Annotated in this window: 13 protein-coding genes; 9 read left to right on the plus strand and 4 right to left on the minus strand. The window is 62.0% G+C overall.

Features of this window, described 5'->3' with window-relative positions; genetic code table 11:
* The first annotated feature begins 68 nt into the window (after window positions 1-68).
* Window positions 69-1,841: a nitrite/sulfite reductase gene (locus NO877_RS07110; protein ID WP_256395628.1), complete on the plus strand. Its 1,773-nt coding sequence runs from the start codon at window positions 69-71 to the stop codon at window positions 1,839-1,841.
* 238 nt (window positions 1,842-2,079) lie between these two features.
* Window positions 2,080-3,600: an MATE family efflux transporter gene (locus NO877_RS07115; RefSeq protein WP_256395629.1), complete on the plus strand. Its 1,521-nt coding sequence runs from the start codon at window positions 2,080-2,082 to the stop codon at window positions 3,598-3,600.
* 29 nt (window positions 3,601-3,629) lie between these two features.
* On the opposite strand, the gene NO877_RS07120 is transcribed toward NO877_RS07115, so the two are convergent.
* Window positions 3,630-4,478, minus strand: a complete 849-nt coding sequence (locus tag NO877_RS07120) for an AAC(3) family N-acetyltransferase (protein ID WP_256395630.1) — start codon at window positions 4,476-4,478, stop codon at window positions 3,630-3,632.
* A gap of 427 nt (window positions 4,479-4,905) precedes the next feature.
* Here NO877_RS07120 and NO877_RS07125 point away from each other — a divergent pair, with 427 nt between their 5' ends.
* From NO877_RS07125 to NO877_RS07145, 5 genes are all read left to right on the plus strand, one after another.
* The gene (locus tag NO877_RS07125) at window positions 4,906-5,943 is read left to right on the plus strand and encodes a DUF354 domain-containing protein (RefSeq protein WP_256395631.1); all 1,038 of its coding nucleotides are present in this window, start codon (window positions 4,906-4,908) and stop codon (window positions 5,941-5,943) included.
* A complete protein-coding gene (locus tag NO877_RS07130) occupies window positions 5,936-6,925 on the plus strand; it encodes a glycosyltransferase (RefSeq protein WP_256395632.1) in 990 nt (329 codons plus the stop codon). Before NO877_RS07125 ends, NO877_RS07130 begins: the two co-directional genes overlap by 8 nt.
* 689 nt (window positions 6,926-7,614) lie before the next feature.
* Window positions 7,615-8,004, plus strand: a complete 390-nt coding sequence (locus NO877_RS07135; RefSeq protein ID WP_256395633.1) for a hypothetical protein — start codon at window positions 7,615-7,617, stop codon at window positions 8,002-8,004.
* A 261-nt stretch (window positions 8,005-8,265) separates the two neighbouring features.
* Window positions 8,266-10,068, plus strand: a complete 1,803-nt coding sequence (locus NO877_RS07140) for a hypothetical protein (RefSeq protein ID WP_256395634.1) — start codon at window positions 8,266-8,268, stop codon at window positions 10,066-10,068.
* A complete protein-coding gene (locus tag NO877_RS07145; RefSeq protein WP_256395635.1) occupies window positions 10,068-11,558 on the plus strand; it encodes a flippase in 1,491 nt (496 codons plus the stop codon). The genes NO877_RS07140 and NO877_RS07145 overlap by 1 nt, the downstream gene beginning before the upstream one ends.
* A 39-nt stretch (window positions 11,559-11,597) precedes the next feature.
* On the opposite strand, the gene NO877_RS07150 is transcribed toward NO877_RS07145, so the two are convergent.
* The gene (locus tag NO877_RS07150; protein WP_256395636.1) at window positions 11,598-12,728 is read right to left on the minus strand and encodes a Gfo/Idh/MocA family protein; all 1,131 of its coding nucleotides are present in this window, start codon (window positions 12,726-12,728) and stop codon (window positions 11,598-11,600) included.
* 473 nt (window positions 12,729-13,201) lie between these two features.
* Between NO877_RS07150 and NO877_RS07155 the strand changes: the two genes are divergently transcribed.
* Entirely contained in the window at window positions 13,202-13,528 is a 327-nt protein-coding gene (locus NO877_RS07155; protein WP_256395637.1) for a HalOD1 output domain-containing protein, read from the plus strand.
* A 330-nt stretch (window positions 13,529-13,858) separates the two neighbouring features.
* Here NO877_RS07155 and NO877_RS07160 read toward each other — a convergent pair whose 3' ends face one another.
* Window positions 13,859-14,137 (minus strand): winged helix-turn-helix domain-containing protein, encoded by a 279-nt coding sequence (locus NO877_RS07160; protein WP_256395638.1) that lies wholly within the window; start codon window positions 14,135-14,137, stop codon window positions 13,859-13,861.
* Between the two features lie 435 nt (window positions 14,138-14,572).
* Here NO877_RS07160 and NO877_RS07165 point away from each other — a divergent pair, with 435 nt between their 5' ends.
* The gene (locus NO877_RS07165; RefSeq protein WP_256395639.1) at window positions 14,573-14,803 is read left to right on the plus strand and encodes a DUF7563 family protein; all 231 of its coding nucleotides are present in this window, start codon (window positions 14,573-14,575) and stop codon (window positions 14,801-14,803) included.
* Between the two features lie 63 nt (window positions 14,804-14,866).
* Here the strand turns inward: NO877_RS07165 and NO877_RS07170 are convergent, their stop codons facing one another.
* Window positions 14,867-15,409: a DUF7344 domain-containing protein gene (locus tag NO877_RS07170; protein WP_256395640.1), complete on the minus strand. Its 543-nt coding sequence runs from the start codon at window positions 15,407-15,409 to the stop codon at window positions 14,867-14,869.
* Window positions 15,410-15,528: the final 119 nt, after the last annotated feature.

Consider the following 15,528-nt stretch of genomic DNA (forward strand, 5'->3'; position numbering starts at 1 on the left):
ATATCAAAGCACCGGGGAGGGTTGACGGGGTAGCGGGCTGTTTACGTGGGGAGACAGTGAATGGTAGTATGCCAACTGACGTTGAGCGATGGAAATCTGAGGTTTACGGCAACGAGATACGGGAGCATCTCTATCAGTTCGCGGAGGACGGATGGGAGTCGATCCCCGATGACGAACACGACGCGTGGTTCGAGCGCTTCAAATGGTGGGGGCTGTACCACCAGCGCAACGGCCAGGAGAGCTACTTCATGATGCGGATCGGCACGCCCAACGGCGTGCTCGAACCCGGCCAGACCGAAGTCGTCGCCGAGATCGCCAAGGAGTACGCCAGCGGCCCCGCCGAGAACCCCGAGTTCGGCGACGCCTACGTCGACTGGACGACCCGACAGTCGATCCAGCTCCACTGGATCAAACTGGAGGATATCCCGGAGATCTTCGAGAAGCTCGAAGCAAACGGCCTCTCGACCCAGCAGGCCTGTGGTGATTCATGGCGCAACATCGTCGGCAACCCGATGGCCGGAAAGGCCCCGGAGTTCGTCGACGCGTGGCCCGTGATCCAGGAGCTCAACGAGCGGTTCAAAGGCAACGAGGACCACTCGAATCTCCCACGGAAGTGGAAGGTCTCGGTCACCGGCGCACCTGACGGCTCCGGTCAGGGTGACATCAACGACCTTGCCTTCGAGCCAGCCTACAAGGAAGTCGACGGCGAGGAAGTCCGCGGCTTCAACGTTCGCGTCGGCGGCGGGCTCTCCCGGAACGAGCCGCGGCTCGCCCGCGAACTCGACGTCTTTACCCGGCCCGAAAACGCCGCTGACGTGGCCGCGGGGATTTCAGCGCTGTTCCGCGAACACGGCGACCGCGAGAACCGATACAACGCCCGCGTCAAGTTCCTCATGGACGAGTGGGGCCCCGAGAAATTCCGGAACACGCTCCAGGAGGAGTTCGTCGACTTCGAACTCGAAACCGCGGGCACCGACCTACGGGAGCAGTACACCTACAACGCCGGTGGCGAGGAACACGGCGACCTGATCGGCGTCCACGAGCAAGCCGACGGCAACTACTACGTCGGACTCAACGTGCTGGTCGGCCGCATGGGAGCCGATGACACCCTCGAACTCGCCGAACTCGCCGAAAAGTACGGCTCCGGCGAGATCCGCATCAGCCAGCGACAGAACGTGATGATCACGGACGTACCCGAGGAAGACCTCGACGACCTGCTCGAAGAGGACCTCCTGGAGCACTACTCGCCGGACCCACATCCGTTCATGCGTGGCTCGGTCGCCTGTACCGGCACCGAGTTCTGTTCGCTCTCGATCGTCGAGACGAAGAACCGCCAAGTCCGCTTCGCCCGCTGGCTGAAGCAAAACGTCGAGCTTCCCGACGGCGTCGAGGACTTCCACATCCACCTCTCCGGATGTACCGCCTCCTGTGCCCAGCCGCAGATCGCCGACATCTCGCTGCGCGGCATGAAGACCCGGAAGGACGGCGAGCCGGTCGAGGCCCTCGATATCGGCCTCGGCGGCGGCCTCGGCGAGGACCCACACTTTGCGGAGTGGGTCGGCCAGCGCGTCCCCGTCGACGAGGTGCCCGGTGCGATCAAGAACCTGCTTGCGAGCTTCGAGGACCAGCGCGAGGGCGACGAGACCTTCCGCACCTTCATCGCCCGGCAGGACGAGGAGGAACTCGAAGATCTCATCGAGCCCGAGGAGACCAGCTACGAGGACCCCTACATGCACAACACGAAGATGACCTGGTACCCATACGCCGACGAGGACGATATGGACGCCTCGCCCGCGCCGACCGACGGCGAGGGCAACCCCATCGCACCCGCCGACGACTAACGCCGCTCGGCCGGTTTTTGTGATCTTTTTTGGGAGTAGGCAGTGCATTACGGCCAGTAGTCGAGGGCTACTCGCGGGCGAAAAGCAACTGTTATCCGGCTGTCGGGGCTGATTGGTGGCATGTTATTCGGGGTGCTGTTCGTGACTAACCGACACCGAGGCCGTTCGACCACCGGCTGCTGGCGTCGGTACCGGTCGACCAGCACCGTCTCACGGCGAGCAAGACGGAGGCCAGCGAATGAGTAGCACGCGGGACCGGTCGGTCAACGTCACCGACGGCCCACTGCTCAAACCCCTTGTCGTCCTCTCGCTGCCGATCGTGCTCACCAATCTCCTCCAGGTCGGCTACAACCTCGCCGACACCTTCTGGGTGGGGCGGCTCGGCCAGCCCGCCGTGTCGGCGCTGTCGTTCTCGTGGGCGATCGTCTTTCTGGTCATCAGCCTCTCGCTTGGGTTTTCGGTGGCCGGAACGGTGCTGGTGGCCCAACACAAGGGCGCTGGCAATCTGGATCGGGTCAGCCACGTCGCCGGACAGACAATCAGCCTCGTAGTTGCGGTCTCGCTGCTGTTTTCGGTAGTCGGCTATCTGCTGGCTCCGTGGCTGCTCCTGCTCGTCGGTGCGACCCCCGGCACCACCGAGTTCGGGATGGCCGTCGAGTACACCCGGACGATGTTCGTCGGGATCCCCTTCGTCTTCAGCTTCTTCATCTTTCAGTCGCTGCTGCAGGGATGGGGCGACACCCGAACGCCGCTGTACCTGATGGCCTTCGGCGTCGGCCTCAACGTGGTCGTCGACCCGTTTTTTATTCTGGGGTTCCAGGACAACATGCTCTTCGCGTGGTTCGGCCTCGAATCGCTGGAATCGACGCTGTTCGCGGCGACCGGATTCACCGGCTTCGGCGTCCAGGGCGCGGCGATCGCGACGATCATCTCCAGGGGAATCGGCGCGGTCATTGGCATCTGGCTGCTGCTGTCGGGGGCCGTCGGAATCGAACTCGCCGCTGCCGATTTCGTGCCCGATCCTGAGACGATCCGCCGCATTTTCACCATCGGCGCGCCCGCGAGCCTCGAAATCAGTACCAAGGCCCTGAGCGTGACGATCCTGACGGCGCTCGTCGCGATTGCGGGCGCAGAGGCCGTCGCCGCCTACGGGATCGGTACCCGTGTCACCTCGATGGTTGTCCTCCCGGCGCTCGGTATCGCACGGGGTGTCGAAACCGTCGTCGGCCAGAACCTCGGGGCCGGACAGGTCGACCGTGCCACACGTGGGGTCCGTGCGGCAATCGGGATCGTCGTCGGCACGTTTCTCCTCTTTAGTATCGGCGTCTACCTGTTCGCCGACGTGATTATCGGCGTCTTCGTCAGCGGCACTGGAGCCCAGTCGGTCGTCTCGACAGGCGGAGCATATCTCCGTATCGTCGGTGTAACCTACGTCTTCCTCGGGGTCTTTTATATCATCCAGGGCGGGTTCCGCGGCAGCGGCCGGACGCGGCTGGCGTTGGTGTTCGCCTTTATCGGCTTCATCGTGCTCCGGTCGGCGCTAGCCTACGGCTTCGCGGTGCCGCTCGGCTGGGGTGCGACCGGTATCTGGTACGGCGAGGCCGTCTCGAACGTGCTGATGGCGGCTCTCGCCCTCGCCTACTTCCGCCGTGGCACGTGGACCGACCGGCTCGTCGAGGCCGACCGCGGGTCGGCTGGTCGACAGCAACCGGACGATCGCCCGACAGCAGGTGGCGACCAGCCAGCGGATACCGACTGAGTTCCCCGGTGGTCGGTCGTCACTGATGACTATCGAACGAGGTAGTAGGGGTCCTCGTCGATCCGCTCGGTCAGAAACGCTTCCATCTCACCGGCCCGCATACCCATCACGTTCAGCCCGTTGAGCACGTAGTGGTCCATCACGCCCGCCGCCACCATGTCGTCGCGGAGGCCACGCCGGTTCCAGAAGTACAGATAGTTGTTCTTGGTGTAGTTCCGCTGGGTGATCCGCTCGGTCGTGCCGTCGACGGTGAGTTCTCCCTCGATCTCGACGGTCTCCGCGTAGGGGACGTCACACACCCGTTCGACGTAGTGGAGCTGTGTCGAGATCAGCCACGGCGTGCCGATATTCAAATACAGGACGTTGTCCGCACTCAGCTGTCCGTACGGCCCGTCGGGCGAAAAGGTGTCTCTGAACCCACAGCCGTCGAACCGGTAGGGGCCATCGACGAGAATCGAATGCAGCGGATCGGGCGTTCGGTAGGTCGCATCCTCGAAGAACAGCGACGAAAAAGCACCGAGTTCGGGTGGGGTCTCCTGGATGTCGAAAACCCCCGTCTCCCGGAACGAACGGGTGAACCCCGGCGCGAGGACCGACTCGAAGGTCGCGTCCAGTTTTTCGGTGATTGCGTCGTAGGGGTTCTCCTGGAGGGCGGTTTTGATATCGCTCAGCCCGATATGAACGAAGACGACATCCGTCTCGGGATACTGTGCGAGCACCGTCTCCAAGACGGCGTCGTCTATCGGGCCGCCAGGCCGGTCGAACCGCTTGAGGGCGTAGTGCTTCGCGCTACACCACGCTGTCTCGGGGAGGTGTGTGAGCCGCTCGACGGCGTCTCGACCGGCCCGACGACTGAGATGTGTGAGTCGTTGATTCATTGTGTTTCCGAACCGCCAGCGAAGAACCGGCAGACGACTGTGATCCGCACCGAGATTCCCGATCGGTTACACCTTGGGATCCACGTCCTGTCGATGCTTTTAGCTTTCCACCGATGTATGCAGATGAACGTATCCGACCCGTATCCAGTGATATCAAAAACGCATCTGGTAATAAACTGGAAAGAAACCTACGCTCGGTGCGGTCTCGTGGCTGATCGGCGTCGAACTCGGTAAGGTGGCTATAACAAACACGCCTACGGCCGCCGGTGTTCGTAATGCACACGAATCGCGGTGACGCAGCGACGGTTCGTCGACGGATACGACACGGACAGGGTCGCTTCCCAGGTGGCGGTGCGGACCGACACCGAGCGGCCGGTTCGGGAGGCGGGGGGCGACGCCGAAGCGGCCCGGCGGGTCGTGGTCGCTGATGCGCGTCCAGTTCGATCTCACCCATCCCGCCCACGTCCACCTATTTAAAAACGCGAGCAGGGAACTGGCGGCCGACGGCCACACGGTGGCGGTCGCCTCGCGGGAAAAGGAGGTGACGACGGCGCTGCTCGATGCCTACGGGATCGAACACACAGTGCTCTCGACGAAGGGGACGACCACGGCGGCGCTGGTCTCGGAATGGGCACTCCGCGAACTCCGGACGATCGACTTCACCCGCAAATTCGACCCGGACGTGGTCGTGAGCCGGGCGCTCCCGTCGGCCGTCCACGCAGCCGCACTCACCGGCGCGAAAAGCATCGTCGTCACCGACACCGAGTACGCCTGGAAGGTCTCGAAACTGATCGCCCCGTTCGTCGACTACTGGTGTACGCCCTCGTCGTTCAGCCGCGACTACGGCGACACCCACCGCACCTACGAGGGGTTCGACGAGCTGGCCTATCTCCACCCCAACCGGTTTTCGGTCGCCCCCGAGCGGCTCAGAGAGCACGGCGTCGATCCCGAGGAGCCCTATTTCGTCCTCCGGTTCGTCTCGATGGGGGCTCACCACGACGTCTCCAGGAGCGGCCTCTCGCCGGACGCCAAGCGCCGACTCGTCGAGGAACTCGCTGACCACGGGACGGTGTACATCTCCTCGGAGCGCCCGCTGCCGCCGGAGCTGGGCGACCACGAGTCGCCGGTGCCGCCGGAGGAGATCCATCAGCTGCTCGCCGGGGCTGCGCTGCTGGTCGGCGACAGCGAGACGATGGCGACCGAAGCGGCCCTCCTCGGGACGCCGACGATCCGGGTGAACTCCCATGCCACCGACGAGGCCCTCGGCGTGTTCGTCGAACTCGAAGATCGGGGGCTCGTCGAATCGATCGGCGACGAGGAGACGGCCCACGACCGCGCCGTCGAGTTGGCTACCGACCCCGAGGCGGGCGACCGGTGGGCCCAACGCCGGGACGCGCTGCTCGACGACAGCATCGACGTGACCGACTATCTGCTCGATGTCATCCAGGAGGCCGCCGATGAGTGAGTCGACGACCACGCAGCCGGAGTCGGCCGAAAGCGAGACCAAGCGCGACCCCAGCGGCCTCCGGGTGCTGAGCCTCGTCACGAACCACCGCGCGCGGTTCTACCTCCAGCAACTCGACTCCCTCCGGGACCGGGGGGTCAGGGTCGACGTCGTCACCGTCCCCGACGGGACGAGCGGCTCGGGGTCCCGCCAGCCGCTGGATTACGCACGGTTCTACGCGGCGGCGCTGTGGGCGAGCCGGGGCGACTACGACGTAGTACACGCCAACTATGGGCTATCGGCCCCGCCCGCGGTGCTGCAGTGGTTTCATCCCACGGTCGTCTCGCTGTGGGGCAGCGATTTGCTGGGCACCTACGGAGCCGTCGGTCGCTGGGCGGCCCGGTTTGCCGACGAGGTGATCGTCATGTCCGAGGAGATGGCCGCCGAACTCGACTGTGACTGCCATGTCATCGCCCACGGGATCGACCTCGATCGGTTCCGACCCGAACCACAGGCGGCCTGCCAAGCGGAACTCGGCTGGGACCCCGAGTCGGTGCAGGTCCTGTTTCCGTACCCGCCGGATCGAGACGTCAAAAACTACCCGCGGGCCGAACGCATCGTCGAGGCGGCCGCCGCCGAGCTCGATCGGGGGATCGAACTCCAGACCGTCAGCGGCGTCCCACACGAGGAGATGCCCACCTACATGAACGCCGCCGACGTGTTGCTGTTGACCTCCCACCGGGAGGGATCGCCGAACTCCGTCAAGGAGGCGATGGCCTGTAACCTGCCGGTCGTCTCGGTCGACGTCGGCGACGTCGAAGAGCGGCTTGCGGGTGTCGAACCGTCGGCAGTCCACACCGACGACAGCGCGCTCACCGATTCGCTCGTCGAGATCATCCGGCGCGGCGAGCGGTCCAACGGCCGCAAGCGGATCAGCGAGATCAGCCAAACCCGCCAGATAGACCGTCTCGTCGATGTCTATCAGCGTGCTGTACTCGCCTAGCGAGTCTCCCACATCGAGAGCCACTGTTCGACCGTCCTGAACGGTTGCCTGTGGGTCCTGGATGTCGCCAGCCTTCAATCAGCGAGACGACGAGAGTGACCCTCGGTCAGCGTACCGGCGGGACCGGAATCGAAAGTCCTTCGCTGGGCCTTACAGGCGACGAACACCGCGGCTCCGGAGAGGAGAGATGAAATATCACTTATTCGGTACTATATTTGATTTACCAGCTATCTGTAAAATATATTTGGGGCGTGCTGTAGAGCTCGTCGACTTACTTCGGCATCGAGCCGTCGATTCGGCTGCTGTCGTCGTCGAATACGAAAACACGCGTAAAACTATTAAAAACCAATATTGCTCGTTTAAACTAGTTTCAGTGAGACTCGCATTCTGCTGTGTTCGTTCCGAATCTGCATCAGCTGATTGGCACTTATCGCTACCGATCATGAGGTGACTGGATTATTTATAAGAATCCAATTAATCACTAGAAAATTATGTATAGGCGGTATGTGATGCGACGTATCCCACCCGAGTGGAGGGATGCAGCTACTGGTGTCTCCGCTCGGTAATCCATCCCTACTACGACACCATCTCCGTCCGTGATGTCGCTGATCGTGTATCGGGACGGTGACTTTTTATTCACGTATCTCGTCCATTCGACTACTACCCGTTTCGCACACTACTCCTGGATCATGAACAGCCACACCCACTCATCCGATCGCGCCAAAGTCGACGTGATCAACTTCTGGTGTGTGGTGGTGCTGGTCGTGTCGGCAGCCTCTGTCGCGGGCGTCGTCGGGGCGGCGGTCGTTGCTGGCGAGTTCGACGACCGCAACTTCAACGTCAATGAAAGCCAGAACGGCAGCGACGTCGGAGTGTTGATGGAAACCAACACTGACGGCACCACGAGAGTCCGATGGTCCGAGCGGGGAGAAGCCCAGTTCCTGGAGATCAGAGCCGACGGCGAAGTCGTCGAGCGACTGAACTTCATCGGTGACGAAACCACCGTCGAAAGCGGCGAGTTCGAAGTGTATGCCGTCTACGAGGACCGCCCCACGACGCTGGTGGACTCACGCGGCTGATCGGCCCGAGTAAGGTCGGCTTATATCCGCTCCGAGCGGGCCTGTGTTCGCCTTCTGGCGACGGTTCCGAGCGATCGCTGTAGGGTTCGTCTGCGGTCGGCTGTAGACACCGAGTCACCGTTTCCTGTCCCGATCGACCCCCCACAGGCTCGCCCATCCTGCGAAGCATTCGCATACAAAGCGATACATAACAAAGGGGATCTCGGAGCCAGTACTCGGCAGTTCGCTTTCGTGCCGCCTGACGGCGGCAGGACTCTACGTATGAATGACACACGACGACAGGCGACCGTTCTGAAGGCACTGTTGGCGGTTGGATTCCTCGCGTTCGCCGGGGCGCTCGCGGCCGCATACAGTCGGCCAGCGACCGGCTACGAGCTTTCGATCTACGGGTCGACGCCGCTGGGCTTCTGGGTCGGGAGCGGGCTCGCCGTGATCGTCGGCCTCACGGTCGCGTTCGCACCGCCGACGTCGCGCCGGATTCGTGGCCTCGCGCTCGCGCTCCTGACGGGCGTTGCGCTGTCGGTGTATGCACTGCCGCTGGTCCGCAGCTACTTCTTTTATGGCGCTGGCGACTCGATGACGCATCTCGGCTGGGCCCGCGGGATCAGCGAGGGAACCGGCAGCCCCTTCGGCGTTATTTATCCCGCGATTCATCTGATGGCGGTGTTTCTGCGCGATCTCACCGGGTTCGATCTCACCTATACCCTCCAGTTCGTTCCGCTGGTGGTCTTTCCCCTCCTGAGTATCCTCTTTACGGTCCTCTGTGTCCGCTATCTCACCGATAGTCGGTGGGCGGTTCCCATCGGGCTCGCTGCCGGGCTGTTGTTGATCCCGATCAACCACCTCAGTATCCACCTGCTGGCCCACCCGTCGAGTCAGGCGATACTCTACCTCCCGTTCGTCCTCTATCTGGTGTTCCGGTTCGTCACCGAGCCCGACGACGGGTTCGCCTTGCGGACGTCGACCGGCATCGCTCTCGCGATCGCCTGCGTTGCCATGATCTTCATTCATCCCCAGGAGGCACTGAGCCTGCTGCTCCTGTTGGGGACGATCGCGGCCGTCCAGTTCAGCTACAGGCGGTTTCGACCGACCGACCGGATCGCCCACCACAGACCGGTCTACGCCCATACGATCCTGACGTTCCTCGTGTTCGCCTCGTGGCTGCCGCAACACGACCGGGCAACCGGCCGCATTCGCTTCGTGATTTCGCAGTTCCAACAGGTCGGAGTGACTGCCGGTGCCGAAATGACCGAAACACAGACCTCCTCGCTGACCGCACTCGGCGGTAGCGTCGACGAGCTGTTCGTGAAACTGTTCGGCGTCGCTCTGATCGTCTCGCTGTTCGCGGCCGTGCTCATGGCCGGGAACGTGTTGGGGCGGCTCGACGGTCGCACACCCGGCCGCAAAGCGTTACTGACCTACTTGACTGTCGGGCTCGTTCCGCTCGGTCTGGCCTTCCTCTTCGTTTTCGCGGCCGATCAGGGAGACCACTACTTCCGCTTCATGGGCTTTATGATGGTCCCGGTGACGATCGTCGGCGCAGTCGGGATCGCGAAGCTCGCATCGCGGCTCGAGGGGTCGGTCTCGCGGACGACAGTCGCGACGGGTCTCGTGGTGGTGTTTACGGTGATGATTGCGATGCAGGGGCTCGCGGTGCATCCCTCGCCGTACTACTACCAGTCGAACGGCCACGTCACCGAGAGCTCGATGGATGGCTATTCGGTCGCCTTCGACCACCGCGTCGAAGACACTGTCTTCATGGGAATCAGAGGCGGCCCCCGCCGGTACGTCCAGACCTACTACGGCCGACCGGCTGCCGACCAAATCGGGTTCCCCGGAACCGGTGTCGGTGGGGAGGTGTTCGATTCAAATGTGTCGACGGCCTACGACGAAAACCGGTACCTCGGGGTCCAGGAGTCGAACTACGCCACCGAGGTCGAACTGTACGATGGGCTTCGGTACACAGAAGAGGGGTTCCAGTCGCTGGAGACCGCCGACAACATCTACCGGGTCCAGGACAACGGCGGCTTCACCCTGTATTTCATCGAGAACGGGGATAGCTGATGGCGTTCGCTGACCGGATCGCCCACGGCGTCAAAGCGAGCTTTGCGGCCCGGCTAGTCAAGATCGGCACGAACGCGCTGCTGTTGGTCCTCCTGACCCGGTTCCTCTTTACTACCGACCAGTACGGGCTGTTGTACACGGTGATCTCGGTCGTCGGCGTCGCGTCGATGTTTGCGACTCTCGGCCTGCCGTCGTCGGCCGCGCGATACGTCGCCGAGTACTCCGAGAGCGATCCCTCGCAGGTGCCGCGGATCCTCAAGGTGTCGGTGCTGTTCGTCCTCGGCTTCGGTCTGTTGACCGCGGTCGTCGTGGCGGCCTTCAACACCCAGATCGCCGCCCTCGTCGGCGAAAGCGCGGTCGCGCCGCTGCTGTTCGTTGCGGCGATCTACGTCGTCTTCGAGTCGCTCCACAAGTATCTGACCGGGATCTTTCAGGGGCTCAACGAGATCGCGCTGAGTGCGGCGGTCAACGCCACCGCCCAGATCGGTCGGCTCTGCTTTGCGGTCGCCCTCGTCGTCATCGGCTTCGGCGTCTGGGGGGCGCTGGCGGGCTATCTGCTCGGCTTCGTCCTGTCGGTCGCCATCGGCGGCTACCTGCTGTACACGCGGTTCTATCAGACGCTTCCCTCGGCCGACGAGACCGAAGACGGCCTCGTCAGGCGAATCCTCGAATACAGCGTCCCCCTGACGGCGACCCGTGGGGCGACCGTGGTCGACAAGAAGATCGACACGATACTCGTCACCTCCATCGCCGGACTGACGCCCGCCGCGTTCTACGCGGTCGCCAAGCAGATCTCGGAGGCCTGCGTTGCTCCGGCGAGTTCGCTGGGGTATACGATCTCGCCGGCGTTCGGCGAGGACAAGGCTGGCGACCGGCTCGAACGCGCTGCCCGGCTCTACGAGTACTCGCTGGAACACATCCTGATCTTCTACATTCCCGCGACGGTCGGCCTGATTTTGGTCGCCGAGCCGACGATGCGCCACGTCTTCGGTCAGGACTACCTCGGCGCGACGACGGTGGTGCAGGTGTTCAGCCTGTTCATCCTCGCGAACGCGGTCAACAAGATCACCACCGACAGTCTCGATTACCTCGGTCGGGCACGGATTCGGGCGATATTTAAGGGTGGGATGGCCGTCGGCAACGTCTCGCTGAATCTGCTGTTGATTCCGATCTACGGGGCGACAGGTGCCGCAGCCGCCTCCGTCGTCACGTTCGGCAGCTACACCCTCCTCAACGTGTATATCATCACCACCGAACTCCCGATCCAGTTCGGGCGGGTCACGGGGTCGATCGGCCGGATCGTCCTCATCGCTGGGATTATGGGTGTCGGCGTTTGGCTCCTGTTGCCCTACGTGACCGGGATCGGGACGCTGGTGGCGGTCATCGGTGTCGGTGGGGGGATCTGGTTGGCGCTCTCGGCGGTGTGGGGTGTGATCGATATCGAACAGCTGTGGTCCTACGTCATGCCCTCGTCGTCGAGCGCCGAGTAACGCCGACGGGCGCACGCGGATCGGAAAACGAGTTCGAGGTCAGTCGTCGGATGGGACTTCCGACTCCGCCGAGCCGTCGGAGTCGGTGGTCGCCGCCGTCTCCGTCTGGGGGACGCTGTCGCGGATCGCCTCCTGGAGCTTGACCGTCCAGCGGGCCTCGTCGACCGAGACGGGCGGTTCGGTGCCGGTCAACAGCGCTTCGGCCTCCGCGTCGAACTGGTAGTAGCTGCCGTTGCGCTCCATGGCGGTCTCCCACTCACCCGCGCGCTTGTCCTTGAGAACGACCCCGACGTTTTCGGCCGTCCCGCGGACGCGATCGACGATCTGGTCGATGTTGTTCTGCGCGCGGGCCAGCGCCGAGGCCTTGTAATCGCGGTCGAGCCGGACGAGCGTTTGGGAGACGAGGTCGGCCGCCAGCGTCGACTCCGAGCCGTGGACATAGAGGATTCTGACGGGCTTGGTCCCAGAGAGCATCTTGATCGTACACAGCGTCCCCGCCTCGCTGACATACTGGAGCTGGGCGCAGTCGTAGCCGAACTCCATCTCGTAGTCGCCGACCAGACTCGTCTGGGCGGCCACGTCCGCGTCGCTCCGGGGTAAGCCGCCCGCGTTGAGCCCGAGATACAGCGGGTGGGGGAGTCCCTCCTCGAACTCCCCGCCGAGGAGTTCGAAGTTCCAGGCCCCACGGTTGGCCGTGTCGGGTTCGGTCGAGCCCGTATATAAGAGGTCGACGCCCCGGAGCTTGCCGAGTTCGCCCGACTCGATCTCTTCGAGGACGGTCCGCATCACGAGGCCGAACTTGTGGTTGTGGACGACCGAAAACGGCACGTCCTCCCGCTCGGCGACCGCCGCGAGCTCCTCGAACTCCTCGATGGTTTCGGTGACCGGCTTTTCGACCAGCGTCGGCACCCCGGCTTCGAGCACCTCGGTTGCGACCGCGAGGTGGGTCTGGGGCGGCGTACAGACGTGGACCCAGTCGAGACGTTCGGACTCCAGGAGCTCACCCACATCGAAGTACGCCTTGATCCCGTAGGAGGTGGCTTTTGCTCTGGCCGTCTCCTCGTCGAGATCACAGATCGCTACCAGCTCGGTCTTCGGGTTTTGAGCGAGCCCCGAGAGATGGTTTTCGGATACAGTCCCGCCACCGATAACAGCCGTTCGAAGCGACATCGAGTCCATATGGCACAACGGGCTATTTTGTTATGGGCCTGTATCCCGTCGACGATCCCGCTGGCCGGTCGCTGTGACCGGACTCCCGACGGTCGCTTTCGGTAGGCCGAGGGGCACATTACAGGGCTGTCGACTCGACGCGAGGTATTCGCTTCTTACTTCGTAGTTATATACTATCGTTTGTGTGGTCGTCCTGGCAACCGTGCTGCCAGCCCGAGCGGCGCTGTGTCGAGGGATCGATCCGAGTTCAGACTGCGTCTATAAATTACAAACATATGTTTGTAACAGTTGCTCGGTGAATGGGCGTTAGCTTCCGACTATTACGATTTCAATTTCTGAGAAGAGTGGTAAGAGGCTCCTAAACTCCGGTTTCTCCATGACGTGATGCCTATAAATCCAGTTTTCTGTGAATAAACTCGAGATAACAGAAACGCTTTTGAATAATGTATTCTACTCGCCAGTGTACGCTCACTATGATAGAAGACATCTCTCCGGGCACCCACGAGCCGACAGACCGATCGGATACCCAGACACACCGCTTTCGACACGACCCACAGGAACAGTCAATCGTTGTCTCGATTATCCGGGCAGTGGCATCCGTTTCGGGGATCGATCCACTCTCAGTGGAGCCCCGTCTGTACGACGTGGTCGACCCGGATGCCCTCGAAACGCTGCTCGGAGCCGACTCGGCTGGCAGTGACCTCCAGGTCTCGTTTCCCTTCGGAAGCTGTGCGGTAACCGTAACCGCCGCTGGCACGATTCTCGTCCACGGCGATACGGCCGAAAACTGCGGGTCTTGAGCGACAGGGACCGATCACTGACGTGGTTATTATTGTGTATCGTATCCGCGTTTTGAGTGGTACCTCTACATTTTTATATTAGTGTGTTGAATGTGGCTCTGTATGTCTGATTGGCTGACGGACGAAGAGTTAGACCGCATCTCACAGTTCGTAGAGACGCCTGCCTACGCACGGCGTCCCGAGATGCTTCTGCCGGACTCCGACGACGAGTAATGGTTCCGACCGATCGCCTGCTAACTACACCACGTGTTCGTGTGTGCCCTCCAGTCAGTGGCCGTTGTCACTGACGATTTCTGTCGACTGAGCGAGTGTTTCGAAACAGAGGACGGCTCAGTCGATGAGGTTTTTCGCCTGTATCTGTTCCCAGAGCTCCTCGCCGCGTTCGGTAACGCCATAGACGCGTCCTTTCTTCCGCTCTTCGGGCACGAGCAGCTCGACGAGCGACCGTTCTCTGAGCCGACCGAGGGCTCGTGAAACGTGTGTGATGCCAATGCCGGAGTCTTCAGCGATCCGAGAGGGTGTTGCCGGGCCGTCGGCCAGTCGTTTCAACACCGCGATCCGATACTGAGAGCTGATTACGAATCCGATTTCATCCCAATCTTCTGCCATTTCTTGTACCTCTGTCATTGTGTCTCACTGCGGATCTCCCGTGTCGATTCGAAGGCTGGAATGCAGGGCCGACATCGACCGGCTCGTAACCTATCCAACACCGGTAGACCGCGCTCGATCGGTCTCATCGCGGGCGTCACACGGGACGAGCTATCCCAGTGGGTGAGCGTGCTGTGCAGCTACGCCTCCCGCATTGCGCCGCAGCCTCTGTGCTAATGACCCCTTCTGTACATATGAGGTTGGCGATGCTACCCCTCTGTTACAGACTGTTTACGCGCTGTTTCCGGGTATTTCTCATATTATCCGTCGTTTGGATCATCTTACCATCTCGGTAATCTCGGCTGAACTATGTTTACCTTGTTGACAGCTCCGGTCAGGGTGAAGACAGTCCTCGAGACGGGAACATTCCATCGGCAAACGGTCCGAAACGGTCCTATGGCAGATTATAACAAAGCCGATCGGCTTCCTGCGGCCACCATGGACACACTCCACCCCCAGGAGACCACCGGTGAACACCGGTCGACCAAACGGCAGTGTCAGAACTGTGGTCACTACGTCACAAAGCAGTTCGTCCGTGTGTTCGGTGCGAACGACGGCTCACTCTACGGCTGTCTCAGCTGTTTGACGCTCCGGGACCTCCGCGAAGGCGGCGGAAAACAGCCATAGAACGACCACTAGCTGATTTTTCAACCCGCTCTCCGGGGACGCCTAGCCACCGATCGTGGTGTCTCACTCCTGTTCGATGAGGTTTGTTGGCAACTCGGTTCGTTCCCGCCGCACCGAAACGTAGTGGACGGCCGCGACCGCACCGAACGCGACGAGCACTGCGGCCCCAATCAGGAACTGTACGCCGGTCGAGACACCGATGATTCCGGCGATGACGTACAGTATCAGTCCACCGCCCGCGAGGAGCAGATAGTAGTACTGCCAGGGTCGGGCGTCCGTCTGCTGTTGGAAGTACTCGCCGATCTCACCGGCTCCCGAGGCGAGTTCGACCATCCCCGTTTCGGCGTCGTAGCTCACCGCCCCCGCGTCTTCGAGTTTCGGGATATGGGTCTGGTACAGCGAGACGTAGGTTCGCTTGCGCTGTTGACTCGAGAGATCGTCGACCGAGACCTCGTTTTCGATCGCCGCGATCTCGGCGGCGAGCTCGCTCAGCCGAACGGGGCCGTCTGCCTGCTTGAGGTAGTGCAAGACGAACCGACGCCTGGAGTTGCTTAGGAGGTCGAAAACCTGATCTTGTGACAGCGGTTGGTAATCAGTGTCTGACATTCGGAATTGATATGTTGGTATTGGTGTGGTTACCCGATATCCGTCGGGCTTACGTGAGATTCGACTGAATACACACCAGTCCTATACTTTGTTACGAGTCTGTTATTTGCAGTAAGGGC

It is taken from the genome of Halohasta litorea, assembly GCF_024494645.1.
Lineage (GTDB): Archaea > Halobacteriota > Halobacteria > Halobacteriales > Haloferacaceae > Halohasta > Halohasta litorea.

Excerpts from the sequence above, each read along its gene's own strand:
- NO877_RS07150 (WP_256395636.1), bottom strand. The coding sequence starts at position 12,728 with ATGTCGCTTCGAACGGCTGTTATCGGTGGCGGGACTGTATCCGAAAAC.
- NO877_RS07130 (WP_256395632.1), top strand. The coding sequence starts at position 5,936 with ATGAGTGAGTCGACGACCACGCAGCCGGAGTCGGCCGAAAGCGAGACC.
- NO877_RS07125 (WP_256395631.1), top strand. The coding sequence starts at position 4,906 with ATGCGCGTCCAGTTCGATCTCACCCATCCCGCCCACGTCCACCTATTT.
- NO877_RS07115 (WP_256395629.1), top strand. The coding sequence starts at position 2,080 with ATGAGTAGCACGCGGGACCGGTCGGTCAACGTCACCGACGGCCCACTG.
- NO877_RS07170 (WP_256395640.1), bottom strand. The coding sequence starts at position 15,409 with ATGTCAGACACTGATTACCAACCGCTGTCACAAGATCAGGTTTTCGAC.
- NO877_RS07140 (WP_256395634.1), top strand. The coding sequence starts at position 8,266 with ATGAATGACACACGACGACAGGCGACCGTTCTGAAGGCACTGTTGGCG.
- NO877_RS07145 (WP_256395635.1), top strand. The coding sequence starts at position 10,068 with ATGGCGTTCGCTGACCGGATCGCCCACGGCGTCAAAGCGAGCTTTGCG.
- NO877_RS07110 (WP_256395628.1), top strand. The coding sequence starts at position 69 with ATGCCAACTGACGTTGAGCGATGGAAATCTGAGGTTTACGGCAACGAG.
- NO877_RS07165 (WP_256395639.1), top strand. The coding sequence starts at position 14,573 with ATGGCAGATTATAACAAAGCCGATCGGCTTCCTGCGGCCACCATGGAC.
- NO877_RS07135 (WP_256395633.1), top strand. The coding sequence starts at position 7,615 with ATGAACAGCCACACCCACTCATCCGATCGCGCCAAAGTCGACGTGATC.
- NO877_RS07120 (WP_256395630.1), bottom strand. The coding sequence starts at position 4,478 with ATGAATCAACGACTCACACATCTCAGTCGTCGGGCCGGTCGAGACGCC.
- NO877_RS07160 (WP_256395638.1), bottom strand. The coding sequence starts at position 14,137 with ATGGCAGAAGATTGGGATGAAATCGGATTCGTAATCAGCTCTCAGTAT.
- NO877_RS07155 (WP_256395637.1), top strand. The coding sequence starts at position 13,202 with ATGATAGAAGACATCTCTCCGGGCACCCACGAGCCGACAGACCGATCG.